This window comes from Streptomyces sp. 351MFTsu5.1 (assembly GCF_000383655.1).
Taxonomy (GTDB): domain Bacteria; phylum Actinomycetota; class Actinomycetes; order Streptomycetales; family Streptomycetaceae; genus Streptomyces; species Streptomyces griseorubiginosus.
The window spans coordinates 614272-630772 of the sequence record NZ_KB911775.1 but is presented as its reverse complement, the minus strand read 5'-3'; the positions used below and the strand labels follow the sequence as shown (position 1 = coordinate 630772).

The 16501-nt window shown below is 69.2% G+C and carries 14 protein-coding genes; 9 read left to right on the top strand and 5 right to left on the bottom strand.

Annotated features, from left to right (window positions below; translation table 11 throughout):
* Nucleotides 1-4 precede the first annotated feature (4 nt).
* Nucleotides 5-532 (top strand): hypothetical protein, encoded by a 528-nt coding sequence (locus H295_RS0102715; RefSeq protein WP_020133810.1) that lies wholly within the window; start codon nucleotides 5-7, stop codon nucleotides 530-532.
* A gap of 41 nt (nucleotides 533-573) precedes the next feature.
* On the opposite strand, the gene H295_RS0102710 is transcribed toward H295_RS0102715, so the two are convergent.
* The 4 genes from H295_RS0102710 to H295_RS42635 all read right to left on the bottom strand — a co-directional run bounded on the left by H295_RS0102710 (nucleotide 574) and on the right by H295_RS42635 (nucleotide 3997).
* The gene (locus tag H295_RS0102710) at nucleotides 574-819 is read right to left on the bottom strand and encodes a hypothetical protein (RefSeq protein ID WP_020133809.1); all 246 of its coding nucleotides are present in this window, start codon (nucleotides 817-819) and stop codon (nucleotides 574-576) included.
* A gap of 389 nt (nucleotides 820-1208) precedes the next feature.
* A complete protein-coding gene (locus H295_RS0102705) occupies nucleotides 1209-2738 on the bottom strand; it encodes a helix-turn-helix domain-containing protein (RefSeq protein ID WP_020133808.1) in 1530 nt (509 codons plus the stop codon).
* 83 nt (nucleotides 2739-2821) lie between these two features.
* A complete protein-coding gene (locus H295_RS0102700) occupies nucleotides 2822-3022 on the bottom strand; it encodes a DUF4236 domain-containing protein (protein ID WP_020133807.1) in 201 nt (66 codons plus the stop codon).
* Between the two features lie 147 nt (nucleotides 3023-3169).
* Nucleotides 3170-3997, bottom strand: coding sequence for a class I SAM-dependent methyltransferase (locus H295_RS42635; protein WP_324606045.1), 828 nt, complete (start codon nucleotides 3995-3997; stop codon nucleotides 3170-3172).
* 265 nt (nucleotides 3998-4262) lie between these two features.
* On the opposite strand from H295_RS42635, the gene acnA reads away from it, so the two are divergent.
* From acnA to H295_RS0102680, 3 genes are all read left to right on the top strand, one after another.
* Nucleotides 4263-6980: an aconitate hydratase AcnA gene (gene acnA, locus H295_RS0102690; protein WP_020133806.1), complete on the top strand. Its 2718-nt coding sequence runs from the start codon at nucleotides 4263-4265 to the stop codon at nucleotides 6978-6980.
* A 169-nt stretch (nucleotides 6981-7149) separates the two neighbouring features.
* Nucleotides 7150-8685: a sensor histidine kinase gene (locus tag H295_RS0102685; RefSeq protein WP_020133805.1), complete on the top strand. Its 1536-nt coding sequence runs from the start codon at nucleotides 7150-7152 to the stop codon at nucleotides 8683-8685.
* 274 nt (nucleotides 8686-8959) lie between these two features.
* Nucleotides 8960-10024 (top strand): lytic polysaccharide monooxygenase auxiliary activity family 9 protein, encoded by a 1065-nt coding sequence (locus tag H295_RS0102680; protein ID WP_199788548.1) that lies wholly within the window; start codon nucleotides 8960-8962, stop codon nucleotides 10022-10024.
* Nucleotides 10025-10244: 220 nt separating this feature from the next.
* On the opposite strand, the gene H295_RS0102675 is transcribed toward H295_RS0102680, so the two are convergent.
* Nucleotides 10245-11240, bottom strand: coding sequence for an acetylxylan esterase (locus tag H295_RS0102675; protein ID WP_020133803.1), 996 nt, complete (start codon nucleotides 11238-11240; stop codon nucleotides 10245-10247).
* Nucleotides 11241-11443: 203 nt separating this feature from the next.
* On the opposite strand from H295_RS0102675, the gene H295_RS0102670 reads away from it, so the two are divergent.
* From H295_RS0102670 to H295_RS0102650, 5 genes are read left to right on the top strand one after another with little or no spacing between them, the layout of a single operon-like run.
* Nucleotides 11444-12424 carry an ABC transporter permease gene (locus H295_RS0102670; protein ID WP_020133802.1) on the top strand — a complete coding sequence of 327 codons (981 nt, stop codon included), beginning with the start codon at nucleotides 11444-11446 and terminating at the stop codon, nucleotides 12422-12424.
* Nucleotides 12418-13290, top strand: a complete 873-nt coding sequence (locus H295_RS0102665; protein WP_020133801.1) for a carbohydrate ABC transporter permease — start codon at nucleotides 12418-12420, stop codon at nucleotides 13288-13290. Before H295_RS0102670 ends, H295_RS0102665 begins: the two co-directional genes overlap by 7 nt.
* Before the next feature lie 35 nt (nucleotides 13291-13325).
* Nucleotides 13326-14981 carry an extracellular solute-binding protein gene (locus H295_RS0102660; RefSeq protein ID WP_020133800.1) on the top strand — a complete coding sequence of 552 codons (1656 nt, stop codon included), beginning with the start codon at nucleotides 13326-13328 and terminating at the stop codon, nucleotides 14979-14981.
* The gene (locus tag H295_RS0102655) at nucleotides 14978-15562 is read left to right on the top strand and encodes a hypothetical protein (protein WP_020133799.1); all 585 of its coding nucleotides are present in this window, start codon (nucleotides 14978-14980) and stop codon (nucleotides 15560-15562) included. Before H295_RS0102660 ends, H295_RS0102655 begins: the two co-directional genes overlap by 4 nt.
* Nucleotides 15559-16236 (top strand): hypothetical protein, encoded by a 678-nt coding sequence (locus H295_RS0102650; RefSeq protein ID WP_020133798.1) that lies wholly within the window; start codon nucleotides 15559-15561, stop codon nucleotides 16234-16236. Before H295_RS0102655 ends, H295_RS0102650 begins: the two co-directional genes overlap by 4 nt.
* The last annotated feature ends 265 nt before the right edge of the window (nucleotides 16237-16501 follow it).

Here is a 16501-nt window from a genome sequence, read left to right as displayed (position 1 = left end):
GATCGTGACGCTCATCATGGAGTACAGCACGAGTGCCCGGCCGGACCACTGTGTGATCGAGGTCTATGACGCCGATGCGTACGAAGGCGACGCGGAAGCCTGGGACCGCGCCGAGACTGAAGTAGTCGCAGGCAACGGCTATCACCTGTACCTCCGCACTCTGCAACCCGATTTGCGCGTCGAGGTCGCCATCCGAGTCTGGGACACCCCCCAGGATCCCCCTGAGGGCGTCGAAGGTTGGATCGGTATCAGCCTGGAGTCAGAAACCAGCGAACTGGTCGTGAACCAACTCACTTCCGGTCCGGTCGGCATGACCAGGTTGCCCCGCCCCGGTGTCTACGCCGGACATGCATGGTGGACAGGCCGGCAGGCCGCGGCGGATTACTACGACCAGAACATCCGGGGAGGCTCCCGGCAACTCGACACCGTGGAAGATGTTCGGCGTGTCCTGGAACTGTCGCCGGTCGTGGAGCGCTACACCCTCGACCTGTGGTTCCTTCGCGAGTCTGCGCCCGAGGACGAAGAGGCATGAAGGATCCAACACCCCGCGTATGAAGGGAGCGGGGTGTTCCCCTACCGCGACGCACACGTACCCGTCGCATGCTGACTGAGGTGCTTCAGTGTGCGGATGCCGATCGCGGCGCCCAATGCCGTGGCCACGAGGTACTCGGCCAGGACGCCGCGCATGGTGTTGTTGGCCAGGTCGGAGCATGCCCAGCTCCAGAAGTCGCCGAGTCTCCCCACCGTTTCGCCACCCGCCTGTATCGGCTCACGGCTGTTGCGGCGTGTCCTGGCCAGCGGACCGAGCTCAGCAGTCATGGGGTGTCCTCCAGGTGACGACGCAGGGCGATGCTGATCCTGACAGCAGGCACTGACAAGGGCGTTGGGCTCTTCGGCTTACATGTGTCACGTGGGCTGCGACGGCGTGGAGGCCGCCGGAGATAACAATGACGGGCCCGACCAAGGATCGGTCGGGCCCGTCAAGCATCTACCGGAAGCTGTCGGGGCTCCCGCAATGGACTTCGCTGACGCTCGCGTCAGGCGTGGGCGAGACCGGGGAAGGCGTGGCCGTCGGGGCTCAGTGGCTGGCGCAGGCCCTCGATCCCGGCCAAAAGTCCCAGAAAAGTCCGACAGGCGCCACCACACCTCTTCCAATCCCGCATTCGTGCAGGTCAGAGGGGGTTTGGCAGTACCGATCCTGGGAGCTTTCAGATGTCCCGAAAGATCTCGATCTGCGCCCCCACCGAGTTCAGCCGCTCCGCCAGATCCTCGTAACCCCGGTTGATGACATAGACGTTGCGCAGCACCGACGTGCCGTCCGCCGCCATCATCGCCAGGAGGACGACCACGGCGGGGCGCAGGGCCGGAGGGCACATCATCTCCGCGGCGCGCCAGCGGGTCGGGCCCTCGACCAGGACGCGGTGCGGGTCGAGGAGCTGGAGGCGGCCGCCCAGGCGGTTCAGGTCGGTCAGGTAGATCGCGCGGTTGTCGTAGACCCAGTCGTGGATCAGCGTCTGGCCCTGCGCGACCGCCGCGATCGCCGCGAAGAACGGGACGTTGTCGATGTTCAGGCCCGGGAACGGCATCGGGTGGATCTTGTCGATCGGCGCCTCCAGCTTGGAGGGCCGGACCGTGAGGTCGACGAGGCGGGTGCGGCCGTTGTCCGCGAAGTACTCCGGCGTACGGTCGTGGTCGAGGCCCATCTCCTCCAGGACCGCCAGCTCGATCTCCAGGAACTCGATCGGCACCCGGCGCACCGTCAGCTCCGACTCCGTGACCACCGCCGCGGCCAGCAGGCTCATCGCCTCGACCGGGTCCTCGGAGGGGGAGTAGTCCACGTCCACGTCGATCTGCGGCACGCCGTGCACGGTGAGCGTGGTGGTGCCGATGCCCTCGACCCTGACGCCGAGCGCCTCCAGGAAGAAGCACAGGTCCTGGACCATGTAGTTGGAGGAGGCGTTGCGGATGACGGTGACGCCGTCGTGGCGGGCGGCCGCGAGCAGCGCGTTCTCCGTCACGGTGTCGCCGCGCTCGGTCAGCACGATCGGACGGTCGGGGCGGACCGCCCGGTCCACCCGCGCGTGGTACTGCCCCTCGGTCGCCGCCACGTCCAGACCGAACCGGCGCAGCGCGATCATGTGCGGCTCGATGGTCCGGGTGCCGAGGTCGCAGCCGCCGGCGTACGGCAGCTTGAAGCGGTCCATACGGTGCAGCAGCGGGCCGAGGAACATGATGATCGAGCGGGTGCGTACGGCCGCCTCGGCGTCGATCGACGCCATGTTCAGCTCGGTCGGCGGAACCAGCTCCAGGTCGACGCCGTCGTTGATCCACCGCGTCCGCACCCCGATGGAGCCCAGCACCTCGAGCAGGCGGTAGACCTCCTCGATGCGGGCGACCCTGCGCAGCACCGTGCGCCCCTTGTTGAGGAGCGAGGCGCAGAGCAGGGCCACGCACGCGTTCTTGCTCGTCTTGACGTCGATCGCGCCCGAGAGCCGGCGCCCGCCGACCACCCGCAGATGCATCGGGCCCGCGTAGCCCAGAGAGACGATCTCGCTGTCCAGTGCTTCACCGATACGGGCGATCATCTCAAGGCTGATGTTCTGGTTGCCGCGCTCGATGCGATTAACGGCGCTCTGGCTGGTGCCGAGCGCCTCCGCGAGCTGCGACTGTGTCCAGCCCCGGTGCTGCCGGGCGTCACGGATGAGCTTGCCGATGCGTACGAGGTAGTCGTCTGCCATGGGGTTGAGGCTATCTCAGATATGAGATTGCGCATTCCGGGACGTCCGTTCGGGTGAGTGACCCGCGCGGACCTGAGGAGACGTCAGTGGCGCTTGGCGGTACGGGTCCGGCGCCATCCGAAAGGTCCGGGAAGATCCATGGATGTCGTACGACGTCCCGTGCTGCTGTGGGTGTGCTTCGGGCCGTGGCTGCCGCCGCCGGTCGTGATGGACCACGAGCGCCGGTTGATGTTCAGCCGCACTCCGGGAAGGATCCGGAAACTCTTGCGGAACGTGAGCGGCATGGGGGCCTCCTGTCGAAGGTCTCGCGTGCTGTCGTTGCCGTTCGAATACCCCGGCCCGGCCAAGAGATGGCTGCCGGGTTTCGCACCGCCCCGTCCCCGTGCGCGAGTTGGGCGGTCGTCACCCCTCGCGGCGCGGCGGGCGCCAGATCATGATCCGGGTCGCCGGGAGGTGTTCCGCGAAGCGGCCGTCCGGCGAGATCCGCCGCAGCAGCGCGCGCAGGTCCCGCTCGAACTCCGCCAGCCGGTCGCCGAACAGATGCCGAACAGATGGGGTGCCGAGTCGGAGCGGGAGAACGTCCACGCCGCCAGGTCGTCCGCGCCGCGCTCCACGACCTGCCCGGCCGGCACGACATGCTGTTCGAGCTCCTCGAAGCCGGCCCGTGCCATGACCAGGTCCTCCCGGCCGGGGGTGCCGTTGACGAGCCGGCCCTGGCCCGCGCGGCGCACCGGGCCGAGGTGTCCGCGCACCAGGTCGCCGATCTCGGCGTAGGGGGAGGCGGGCCACGGAAGGGGAGTGGTCGCGGCCGGTGCCTCCTTGTCGTCGCTGATGTGGACGAACGCACCGCCCGGCTCCAGCATCCCCCGCACGGTCGCGGCGACCCGGTCGCGGTCCGTCCAGTGGAAGGACTGGGCGAACACCACGACCCTGAACGTCCCGAGGCCGGCCGGCAGGTCCTCGGCGCGGCCGGGCACCCAGCGCGCGTTGGTGACCCCGCGCCGCCCGGCCTGCCGCTCCGCCTCGGCCAGCATGTCCTCGTCGGGATCGAGGCCGACCGCCTCCGTGAAGTGCCCCGCCAGTGCGAGCAGTACCGTGCCGGGCCCGCAGCCCACGTCGAGGAGCCGGCCCCGGCCGTCCAGTCCGAGGGCCCCGGCCACCGTCCCGGCGAGACCCGGGGCGTACGGCAGCCGGCCGCGCGCGTAGTGGACCGCGCTCCCCTTGAAGAGGGTCGGGTCCCATTCCCATCCGTCAGGCATGCCCGCTCCCATCCGTCAGGCATGCCCGCTCCCATCCGTCGGGCATGCCGGTCAGGACATCACAGCGGGGCCGGGCATGACCATCCCGGCCTCATGTACTAGAGTTATCTCGACATCGAGATATCTGCCGAGGCGTACCGCAGCAGCACGCGCCCGTCGAACCCGACGGTAAGGCATGCCTAACTTAGCCTTACCTTAGCGGATCGGCCAGGGTGGCGTGGCGGCAGGATGCGGTGGTAAGCGCACAGAAATGAAGGAGACTGTCGTGTCGGCGAACAGCTTCGACGCCCGCGCCACGCTGAGCGTGGGTGACGAGTCGTACGAGATCTTCCGGCTGGACAAGGTGGAGGGCTCGGCCCGCCTGCCGTACAGCCTCAAGGTTCTCCTGGAGAACCTGCTCCGTACCGAGGACGGCGCGAACATCACCGCCGACCACATCCGCGCCCTCGGCAGCTGGGACTCCCAGGCCCAGCCGTCGCAGGAGATCCAGTTCACGCCGGCCCGCGTGATCATGCAGGACTTCACCGGCGTGCCCTGTGTCGTGGACCTCGCGACCATGCGTGAGGCCGTCAAGGAGCTCGGCGGCGACCCGGCCAAGGTCAACCCGCTCTCCCCGGCCGAGCTGGTCATCGACCACTCCGTCATCGCGGACAAGTTCGGCACCAACGACGCGTTCGCGCAGAACGTCGAGCTGGAGTACGGCCGCAACCGCGAGCGCTACCAGTTCCTGCGCTGGGGCCAGACCGCGTTCGACGACTTCAAGGTCGTCCCGCCGGGCACCGGCATCGTCCACCAGGTGAACATCGAGCACCTGGCCCGCACGGTCATGGTCCGCAACGGCCAGGCCTACCCCGACACCCTGGTCGGCACCGACTCGCACACCACCATGGTCAACGGCCTCGGTGTGCTGGGCTGGGGCGTCGGCGGCATCGAGGCCGAGGCCGCGATGCTCGGCCAGCCGGTCTCCATGCTCATCCCGCGCGTCGTCGGCTTCAAGCTCACCGGTGAGCTCAAGCCCGGCACCACCGCCACCGACCTCGTGCTGACCATCACCGAGATGCTCCGCAAGCATGGCGTCGTCGGCAAGTTCGTCGAGTTCTACGGCGAGGGCGTCGCCGCCACCTCGCTCGCGAACCGCGCCACCATCGGCAACATGTCGCCGGAGTTCGGCTCGACCGCCGCGATCTTCCCGATCGACGACGAGACGATCAAGTACCTCAAGCTCACCGGCCGCACCGAGCAGCAGCTGGCGCTCGTCGAGGCGTACGCCAAGGAGCAGGGCCTCTGGCTGGACCCGAAGGCCGAGCCGGACTTCTCCGAGAAGCTGGAGCTGGACCTCTCCACGGTCGTCCCCTCCATCGCAGGACCGAAGCGCCCGCAGGACCGCATCGTCCTCGCCAACGCCGCCGAGCAGTTCAAGCAGGACGTCCGCAACTACGTCGACGACGTCGACGAGTCCGGCAAGGAGTCCTTCCCGGCCTCCGACGCTCCGGCGGTCGCCCCGAACGGTGCCCCGTCCAACCCGGTCACCGTGACCGCCCCCGACGGCTCGACGTACGAGCTCGACCACGGTGCCGTGACGGTCGCCGCGATCACCTCCTGCACCAACACCTCGAACCCGTACGTCATGGTCGCCGCCGCGCTGGTGGCCAAGAAGGCGGTCGAGAAGGGCCTGACCCGCAAGCCGTGGGTCAAGACCACCCTCGCCCCGGGCTCCAAGGTCGTCACCGACTACTTCGACAAGGCGGGCCTGACCCCCTACCTCGACAAGGTCGGCTTCAACCTCGTCGGCTACGGCTGCACCACCTGCATCGGCAACTCCGGCCCGCTGCCGGAGGAGGTCTCCAAGGCCGTCAACGACCACGACCTCGCGGTCACCTCGGTCCTCTCCGGCAACCGCAACTTCGAGGGCCGGATCAACCCCGACGTCAAGATGAACTACCTGGCCTCCCCGCCGCTGGTCGTCGCGTACGCCATCGCGGGCTCCATGAAGGTGGACATCACCAAGGACGCGCTCGGCGTCGACCAGGACGGCAAGCCGGTCTTCCTGGCCGACATCTGGCCCTCCGAGGCCGAGGTCAACGACGTCGTGGCGAACGCCATCGGCGAGGACATGTTCAACAAGTCCTACTCCGACGTCTTCGCGGGCGACGCCCAGTGGCAGGCGCTGCCGATCCCGACCGGCAACACCTTCGAGTGGGACGCGGAGTCGACGTACGTCCGCAAGCCCCCCTACTTCGAGGGCATGACGATGGAGACCACGCCGGTCAGCGACATCACCGGCGCCCGGGTCCTCGCCAAGCTGGGCGACTCGGTCACCACCGACCACATCTCCCCGGCCGGTGCCATCAAGGCCGACACCCCGGCCGGCAAGTACCTCACCGAGCACGGTGTGGAGCGTCGTGACTTCAACTCCTACGGCTCCCGCCGAGGCAACCACGAGGTCATGATCCGCGGCACGTTCGCCAACATCCGCCTGCGCAACCAGATCGCGCCGGGCACCGAGGGCGGCTACACCCGCGACTTCACGAAGGACGACGCCCCCGTCTCCTTCATCTACGACGCCTCCCGCAACTACATCGAGCAGGGCATCCCGCTGGCCATCCTGGCCGGCAAGGAGTACGGCTCCGGCTCGTCCCGCGACTGGGCCGCCAAGGGCACCGCGCTGCTCGGCGTCAAGGCCGTCATCGCCGAGTCGTACGAGCGCATCCACCGCTCGAACCTCATCGGCATGGGCGTCCTGCCGCTCCAGTTCCCGGAGGGCCAGTCGGCCGCGACGCTCGGCCTGACCGGCGAGGAGACCTTCTCCTTCACCGGCGTCGAGGAGCTGAACAACGGCACCACGCCGCGCACGGTCAAGGTCACCACCGACACGGGCGTCGAGTTCGACGCGGTCGTCCGCATCGATACCCCCGGTGAGGCCGACTACTACCGCAACGGCGGCATCATGCAGTACGTGCTGCGCTCGCTGATCCGCAAGTAGTCCTGCGCGGACAGCAGTCCTTCGCGGACAGCGGTCCTGCGCGAAAGGGCCGCACTCCCGGTGCCGGGGGTGCGGCCCTTTCGCCGTTCCCGCAGAAGAACACGCAGGTCATCACCCACCCTCAGGTGGAACACAGGGTTCCCTCAGCGGGCCGGGACACGATCGGGACATGACTGGCACCAGGACCCGGCCGCGACGGCGCCCGCGCGCGACGCGCACCCGGCTGCTCCTCCTCGTCGGCGCCACCCTGGCCGTCGTCTGCGGGGCGACGGCCCTGACCACCGCGCTGTTCCAACGCGCCTACGTCATGGGCGAGTTCGACGGCCGGGTCGTGAACGCCGCCGAACGCAGCCTCGGCGACGCAGCGCTCCACCCCTCGTCGAGCACCTACCTGGGGTTCCTCCGGGACGACGGACACCCGTCCGGGATGCTGGCCGCCCGGCTGTCCGGCGACGGGAAGGTCCTTTCCGCGGCCGTGGCGGTGCAGGACGCCCCGCCACGGGACCTCGACGCGGCCCAACGAGCCGCCCTGACAGGCCTGCGCGCCGACGGCTCGCAGCACACCCGGACCGTCCCCGGGCTCGGCGCCTACCGGCTCACCGTGCTGCGGAGCGGCGGCGTACAGGTCATGACCGGGCTGCCGACGGCCGACGTGGAGAACATGATCGGCCAACTGGTGCTGGTCGAGGCCGCCGTCGCGGCTGCCGGGCTCGCCGTCGCCGGCTGCGTCTGCGCGGTGGTCGTACGACGGCAACTGCGCCCCCTCGGCCGGGTCGCCGCGACCGCGGCCGAGGTCGCCCGGGCCCCGCTCGGACCCGGCGGCACCCTCACCCGGGTGCCCGTGCACGACACCGACCCGGACAGCGAGGCCGGGCAGGTGGGCGCCGCGCTCAACCACCTCCTCGAACGGGTCCGGCACAGCGAGGAGTCGGTGCGGAGCGGCGAGGAACGCATGCGCCGCTTCCTGGCCGACGCCAGCCACGAACTCCGTACGCCCCTCGCCTCGATCGCCGGATACGCCGAGCTCGTGAACCGCGGCACCGGCGTCGTCGACCCGGTGCTCGCCTGGCGCCGCGTCTCGGCCGAGTCGGCGCGCATGACGGCCCTGGTGGAGGACCTGCTCCTGCTCGCCCGCCTCGACGAGGGCGACCCGCTCCGGACCGCGCGGGTGGATGTGGCGGCACTGGTCGCGGAGGCGGTGTGGGAGGCGAGGTCGGCGGACAGCAGCCACGACTGGCAGCTCGAACTTCCCGTGGAGCCGTCGGCGTCGGCGACCGGCGACGCGCCCCTCCTGCGTCGGGCGGTGGCGGCCCTCCTGTCCAACGCGAGGACGCACACGCCGGTGGGAACAAGGATCGTGACCTCGGTGGAAGCGTCGCACGACCACTGTCTGATCAGCGTTCGCGACGACGGCCCCGGCATCCCCCCGCCCCTCCTCCCCACGGTCTTCGAACGCTTCACCCGAGCGGACACCTCCCGCTCCCGGGCGGACGCGAGCGCGGGCGGCTCGGGTCTGGGCCTGTCGTTGGCGCTGGCGGTCACGGAAGCGCACGGAGGCCACATCGCCGTCCAAAGCGCCCCGGGCCGCACGGAGTTCACGATCCGGCTGCCGAGCGGAACGGAACCCGGTGCTGAGAAGAGCGGCGACGCGGACCTCCGTGCCGCCGCCCTCCCGCCCCGCCTGCGGCGTCAGTTGGTGAGGTAGAGGTACTGCCGGACGCCGACGGTCGTGGCGTTGTTCCTGATGACGTTCCCACGTGTCCGAGTTTGACGACGTTCTCGCCGTCGGCGCCGAGAGCGAAGTGGTCCCACACGAGCGCCAGACGTTTACAACTGCGCCCCTTCCCGCTACCTTCCGCAGAAGGCAGGGTGGGAGCGCTCCCATTCGGACGGACCGGAACCCGCCCGCATGTGCGCTCCCACCCCGCCGCAACCCCACACCCGCACGGCCCGTACCTCAAGGAACGGACTGGACTGTCATGATCCTGACAAAGTTAGCGAGGGTGACCCGCCCCAGAGCCCTCTTCCTGGTCCTCGTCTCCCTGCTCGCCACCATCCCCGCCCTGAGCCTGGTCCTCACCGCGGGCGGCAAGGCCGAGGCCCACGGCACCCCCATGAAGCCCGCCAGCCGCACCTTCCTGTGCTGGCAGGACGCGCTGACCGACACCGGTGAGATCAAACCGGTCAACCCCGCCTGCAAGAACGCCCAACAGGTCAGCGGCACCACGCCGTTCTACAACTGGTTCTCCGTCCTGCGCTCCGACGGCGCCGGCCGCACCCGCGGATTCGTCCCGGACGGCCAGCTGTGCAGCGGCGGCAACACCAACTTCACCGGCTTCAACGCCCCCCGCGACGACTGGCCGCTCACCCACCTCACCGCGGGCAAGACGGTCGACTTCTCCTACAACGCCTGGGCCGCGCACCCGGGTTGGTTCTATGTCTACGTCACCAAGGACGGCTTCGACCCCAAGAAGACCCTCACCTGGGACGACATCGAGGACCGGCCCTTCCTCAGTGCCGACCACCCGCCGCTGCACGGCAGTCCGGGCACGGTCGAGGCCAACTACTCCTGGACCGGCCAGCTCCCGGCGAACAAGTCGGGCCGCCACATCATCTACATGGTCTGGCAGCGCTCGGACAGCGCCGAGACCTTCTACTCCTGCTCCGACGTGGTCTTCGACGGCGGCAACGGCGAGGTCACCGGCATCCACGAACCGGGCAACCCGACCGAGCCGGTGCCCGGTGCCTGCACCGCCACCCGCAGGACGACGGGCAGTTGGAGCGGCGGCTACCAGTCCGAGGTCACCGTCACCAACTCCGGTGACGTGCCGATGCTGGGCTGGATGGTCGACTGGAACCTGCCGTCCGGCCAGAAGGTCGACAGCCTCTGGAACGGCAACGCCACCTACGACGGCCAGAGCGTGATGGTCCACAACGCCAACTGGAACGGCTCGTTGAGTCCGGGACAGAGCGCGACCTTCGGCTACGTCGTGACGGGCTCCGGCGGCGACTCGGCCACGACCCTTCCGTGCAGGGTCGGCTGAGCCTTCGTCAGCAACCGCGGAAATGCTCAGGGCGGACCCGGTGGACTGTGTGCCACCGGGTCCGCGAGCCGGTCGGCGCGAGGGGGGTGGGTGGCCGACGCGGAGGGAGCATGGCCTGTGACGACATCGAGTGTCAGACAACGTTGTCGAGTGGTCTATACATCACTCTACCGCCCCAAAGGACAACGATGTCAAATCAGTTGGGGCCTGCCCCCTGTCCTCATCGGCTGAACCCCGGCACCCCGCCCAGCCAGTCGAGCTGGCGGCGCACCTGCACCGCCTCGCCGCCCTCGTGGCCGTTGTACGGATAGACGTGGATCTCCTTGCCCGGGTCCGCGCCGGTCAGTTCGCCGTAGCGGTTGCAGGCGGCGTACGCCCCGCTCGGCGGGCACACCGTGTCCCGCAGGCCCACCCCGAAGTGGGCCGGGGCGAAGGCGCGGCGGGCGAAGGAGATCCCCTCCATGTACGAGAGCGTGCGGTACGCGGCCTCCTCCGCGCCCCGGTGCACGGACAGGTAGGCGCTGATCTCGCCGTAGGGACTGGCGTCGGTCAGGTCCAGGGCCCGCCGGATCCCGCACAGGAACGGCGCGGTGACCAGGACCGCCGCCAAGTCCGGCACCAGCCCCGCGACGGCCAGCGCCAGGCCGCCGCCCTGGCTGTTGCCGACGGCCGCGACCCGGTCACCCGCCACGCCCGGAAGCGCCCGCACCGCCGCCACCGCGCGCACCGCGTCCGTGATCAGTCGCCGGTAGTGGTAGTCGCGCGGATCGAGCAGACCGCGTGCCGCCGGACCCGGGCCACCCGGGGCGAGGGCGTGCGGGTCGGGGGTCGCGCCGCCGTTGCCGTACTGGTCGCCCTGGCCGCGGTTGTCCATCAGCAGATGCGCGTACCCGGCGTTCACCCAGGTCAGCCGCTCGTGCGGAAGGCCGCGCCCGCGCCCGTACCCGGCGTACTCGACGACCGCGGGCAGGGGCGAGGCCACTCCCGCCGGCCTGCTGTACCAGGCGCGGACCGGGTCGCCGGCGAAGCCCAGGAAGGTCACGTCCCAGGTGTCGGTGAGGCGCAGCCCGTTCTCGGCCGGGCGCACCGACACCAACACGTCCGGGTGGTCGGCCTCTTTCAGGGTGTCACGCCAGAACGCGTCGAAATCCGGGGGTTCCTGGACATCGGGGCGGTAGCGCTCCAGCTCGTTCGTCGGAAGGTCGAACGCAGGCACAGGGCACCTCGCATGAGTCGGTCAAAACAGTGAAACTTGCGGAGGGTTACGGGATTCGGCCTTCCCGTTCCTACCCCACTCCTGCCTCAGGTATCTCCTGACTCACCCATTGACAGCGCTTTCTGAGTGGCCCTAAGTTGCCGCGAAGTTACCGGTAAGAGCTCGAAAGTTTCGGTTCCGTCCCCCGCCTGAGAGGACCGAGCGTGAGCACCTCCGTCAAGTCGGCACCTCCCCCCACCGGCGTCGAGGACCGGCCCGCCGTGATCCCTCGACGGGCGCCGGGCGGAGGGTGGCGCCGGGCCCTGCGCCGGGACTGGCAGCTGTACTCGCTCGCCGTGCTGCCGCTGCTGTTCTTCCTGGTCTTCCGCTATCTGCCGATGATCGGCAACGTGATCGCCTTCCGGCGCTTCGAGCCCGGCGGCTCGATGTTCGGCGAGGACTGGGTGGGCCTGCGCTATGTGCGCATGTTCCTCAGCGACCCGACCTTCTGGCAGGTGTTCCGCAACACCCTGTGGCTCGGCGGCCTCACCCTCGTCTTCTGCTTCCCGATCCCGATCGTCCTCGCCCTGCTGCTGAACGAGGTCCGCCGACGCTCGCTGAAACGGTTCGTGCAGTCGGTGTCGTACCTTCCGCACTTCCTGTCGATCGTGATCGTCGCGGGCCTGACCCTCCAGATGCTCGCCACCGACGGCCCCGTCAATCACGCTCTCGCCTGGCTCGGCCACGACGAGATCCGCTTCATCCAGGAACCCGGATGGTTCCGCACGATCTACGTCGGCTCCGAGATCTGGCAGACCGCCGGCTGGGGCACGATCCTCTACCTCGCCGCGCTCACCACCATCGACGAGGACCTGTACGAGGCCGCCCGCATCGACGGGGCCAACCGCTGGCAGCAGATCTGGCACGTCACCCTGCCCGGCATCCGGCCGACCATGATCACGCTGCTGATCCTCAACGTCGGGACCTTCATGGCGGTCGGCTTCGAGAAGGTCCTGCTGCTGTACAACCCGCTGACCTACCCGACCGCCGACGTGATCTCGACGTACGTGTACCGCACGGGTGTCGAGTCCAACAGCTTCAGCTACGCGGCCGCCATCGGGCTGTTCGAGGCGGTCATCGGCCTGGTCCTGATCACGTCCGCCAACACCCTCTCGCGCCGCACAGTGGGGACCAGCCTGTGGTGAAGCCGAGCCGTTCCTACCGGGTCTTCCAGGGCGTCAACGGGGTGATCCTCACCCTCGTCGTGGTGGTCACCCTGTACCCCTTCGTCAACATCGTCGCCCGGTCCTTCAGCGGGGAACGCCAGATCCGGGCCGGTGAAGTCACCCTGTGGCCCAAGGGGTTCAACCTCACCACCTACAAAGTCGTCTTCCAGGACTCGATGTTCTGGCGGAACTACGGCAACACGGTCCTCTACACGGTCGTCTCGACCGCCGTGGCCATGGTGCTGACGACCTGTTACGCCTACGTGCTCTCCAAGAAGAACCTCAAGGGGCGCGGGGTCCTCGTCGGCATCGCCGTGTTCACGATGTTCTTCACCGGCGGCCTGATTCCCCACTACATCCTCGTCACCGAGCTCGGGCTGAAGAACAGCGTCTGGGCCATCGCGCTGCCCAACGCGATCAGCGTCTTCAACCTGCTGGTGATGAAGGCCTTCTTCGAGAGCCTGCCGACCGAGCTGGAGGAGGCCGCGCAGATCGACGGTCTGAGCACCTACGGCATCCTGCTCAGGATCGTGCTGCCGCTGTCCAAGGCGGTCGTGGCGACCATGCTGCTCTTCTACACGGTGTCCTTCTGGAACTCGTGGTTCGGGGCGTTCCTCTACATGGACCGCGCCGACCTGATGCCGGTCACCGTCTATCTGCGCAACCTCATCGCGGGCGCCACCGGAGGCGGCAACGCGGGCGCGGGCACCGCCGAGCTCAGCCAGGTCGGCGCGAGCATCCAGGCGGTCACCATCGTGCTCACCGCGCTGCCGATCATCTGCGTGTACCCCTTCGTCCAGCGCTACTTCGTCTCGGGCGTGATGCTCGGCGCGGTCAAGGGCTGATCCCAGCACCTCACCTACGGAACAAGGGAGTTCCCATGCCGAACGCAGGAGAGCTGTCACGGCGTCAGATCCTGGCCGCCGCCGGTTTCGCCGGCCTCGCCACCCTCACCGGCTGCGGCGGCGGGGACGACGGAGGTGACTCCAAGGACCTGTCGAAGAAGCAGGACGGCGCGATGAAGGACTACCGCGCCGGACAGCAGTTCAAGGCGACCAAGGCGCTGTCCTTCTCGATGCTGCACAACGACAACCCGGTCTACCCCCTCAAGAACAGCTGGCTGTTCTGGAAGGAGGTCACCCGGCGCACCGGGGTCACCATCAAGCCGCTCGACGTGCCGCTCGCCGACTACGAGAAGAAGCGCAGCGTCCTCATCGGCGCGGGCGACGCCCCGTTCATCATCCCCAAGACCTACCACCCCGGCGAGGTCGCCTTCGTGTCCTCGGGCGCGATTCTGCCGGTCAGCAAGTACGTCCAGCTGATGCCCAACTTCCGGGACAAGGTCAGGAAGTGGAAGCTGGAGCCCGAACTCGACTCCATCCGCCAGTCCGACGGCGAGTACTACCTGCTGCCCGGCCTGCACGAGCGGCCCAAGTCCAACTACTCGATGGCCTTCCGCACGGACGTCCTCGACAAGCACGGCCTCACCCTGCCCACGACCTGGGACGAGGTGTACGACGTCCTCAGAGCACTCAAGGCGGAGTACCCGGACAAGTACCCGTGGTCCGACCGCTGGAGCACCAACACCCCTTTCCCCTGCGGGGCGTTGTTCGGCTATCTCGGCCAGGCGTACGGCGTCAAGGCGGGCTGGAACTACGACAACATCAGCTTCGACACCACGGCGCAGAAGTTCGTCTTCACAGCGGCGCAGGACGCCTACCGGCAGATGGTCGAGTACCTCAGGAAGATCGTCGCCGAGAAGCTCCTCGACCCGGAGAGCTTCACCCAGCAGGACGACCAGGCCATCCAGAAACTGCTGGCCGAGAAGTCGTACGTGATCAGCGCCAACTCGCAGGAGCTGGTGCAGAACTACCGCTACAACCTGAGCAAGCAGGTCAAGGGCTCGACCATCGAGATGATCCCCGTGCCGCTCGGTCCCGCGGGACCGATCCTGCTGAGCGGCGTCCGCCTGGAGAACGGCATCGTGATCTCCAGCAAGGCCCTCAAGAGCTCCGACTTCGTCGCGATGATGCAGTTCGTGGACTGGCTCTGGTACTCCGACGAGGGCCAGAAGTTCTCCAAGTGGGGCGTGAAGGGCGTCACTTACACCGAGTCCGGCGGCAAGTTCACCCTGAAGCCCGGCATCTCCCTGATGGGTTCCGACCCGGACGCCCCGAAGGACCTCCAGAAGGACTTCGGCTTCTTCAACGGCGTGTTCACCTACGGCGGCAGCTGGGAGCTGGTCTCCTCCAACTTCAGCCCCGACGAGAAGAAGTTCCAGGACGTCATGTCCCAGCGGAAGCAACTGCCGGTCGACCCGGCCCACCCGCTCCAGTCCTTCGAGCAGGAGCAGGCGACCCTCTGGGACACCCCGCTCAAGGACACCGCCATCCAGAACACCCTCCAGTTCGTGCTGGGCAAGCGCCCGATGTCCGACTGGGACGCCCACCTCGCCGAGCTGAAGGCGAAGAACATGCAGCAGCTCGTCGACCTCCACAACAAGGCGTACGAACGCTTCAAGAAGGACAACGGGTGAGCCTCCGCGCCGCCGCGCAGCGTCCCGGCCCCCTCTCCGCGGCCGGGCACGGGCGTGACGGCACCGGCCGAACGGAACCTGGCGCCGCCGCCCAGTTGGCCCGCGACGCCGACTGGCCGGTCCGTGGCCCCGCCTCGTTCGCCCGTGGCTTCGCCCCGCTGGTCCGCGGCGTCGACCACCTGGCCGGCCGGCGCACCGGCGACTTCGCCCCCTTGGCGCGCGGCGCGGACCACTCAACCACCCGGCTTCCCGACGCCCGGGTGCCCACCCTCGCCGGGACGCCGGTCGACGCGAGCCGCGAGGGACCGCGACCAGCCCCCTGCCGAGGCCGACCGCGTCGGTCCCCACCGCGGGCGGGCGCGCCGGAGGCCTCCGTCCAGTGGTCCACGGCCGACGACGGGTACGGCAGCGCCCGCACCGCCCGGCCGTGGAAGGACCGCCCCCGCCCACCCCGGACCGACGTACCCACAACGACCGAGGTGAGCCGGACCGGGAACGAGCCCCCGCCCAGGGGCGGCGCGGACGCCGACCGCCAGGGCATCCGAGCCGCGCACCATCTGCCGACCGGGGAGACCCCATGAGCACCCCCGTCGCCTTCGGCCATGGCTCCCTCTCCCGGGCTGCCGCCCTCGTCCACACCCTCCTCACCGTCGAGGCCCTGCTGCTGGTCAGCGCATCGCCCGGCCTCGCCGGGCTGCTCCTTGTCGGCCCCGACCCCGCGAACCTGCCCCTCGCCGCCGTCAGCATGCTGCCCCTCGGCCCGGCGACCGCCGCCGCCCTGTACGCCCTCCACCACCGCGACCACGACCTGACCGACCTCCACCCGGCGCGGGCCTACTGGCGAGGCTGGCGGCTCAACGCCGTCCCCGCCCTGAGACTCTGGACCCCGCTGCTGGCCTGGCTCACGGTCATCGCCTTCACGCTCACCCACTTCCCGGCCACCGGCCTGCCCGGCTGGTGGGCGGTCCTGCTCGCGGCCGTCGGCGCCGGCTCCCTCCTGTGGGGCGCCCACGCACTCGTCCTCACCGCCCTGTTCGCGTTCCGGGCCCGGGACACCGCCCGCCTCGCCGCCTACTTCCTGTTCCGGCACGTCCGGGCCACCCTCGGCGCCGCCTCACTGCTCGTCCTGACCGCCGCCGGGACCGCCGTGCTCACCGAGGCCCTGCCCGCCCTGCTCGCCGCCCCCTTGCTGCTGTCCCTGCTGCACAGCAGCCGCCCGGTGATCGCCGAGACCCAGGAGAACTTCACCGCATGACCCCGTCGAGCCCCAAGATCCCCTACGGCGGCGACTGCAACCCCGAGCAGTAGCCGCAGGAGATCCGGGCGGCGGCCCACCGCCTGTTCGACACGGCCGGCATCGACTCCGGCCACGCCGACGCCCACGACCGCGTCTTCCTCACCGACACCCCCGGCCCGCTCGCCCCCTCATGGCCATCCGCGTCGGCCAATGGGACGCCCGTCCACCGGAGTTCACCCGGCCCGTGCCGGAGCCGGCCTCACAGGGCCGGCTGGTCGTCGAG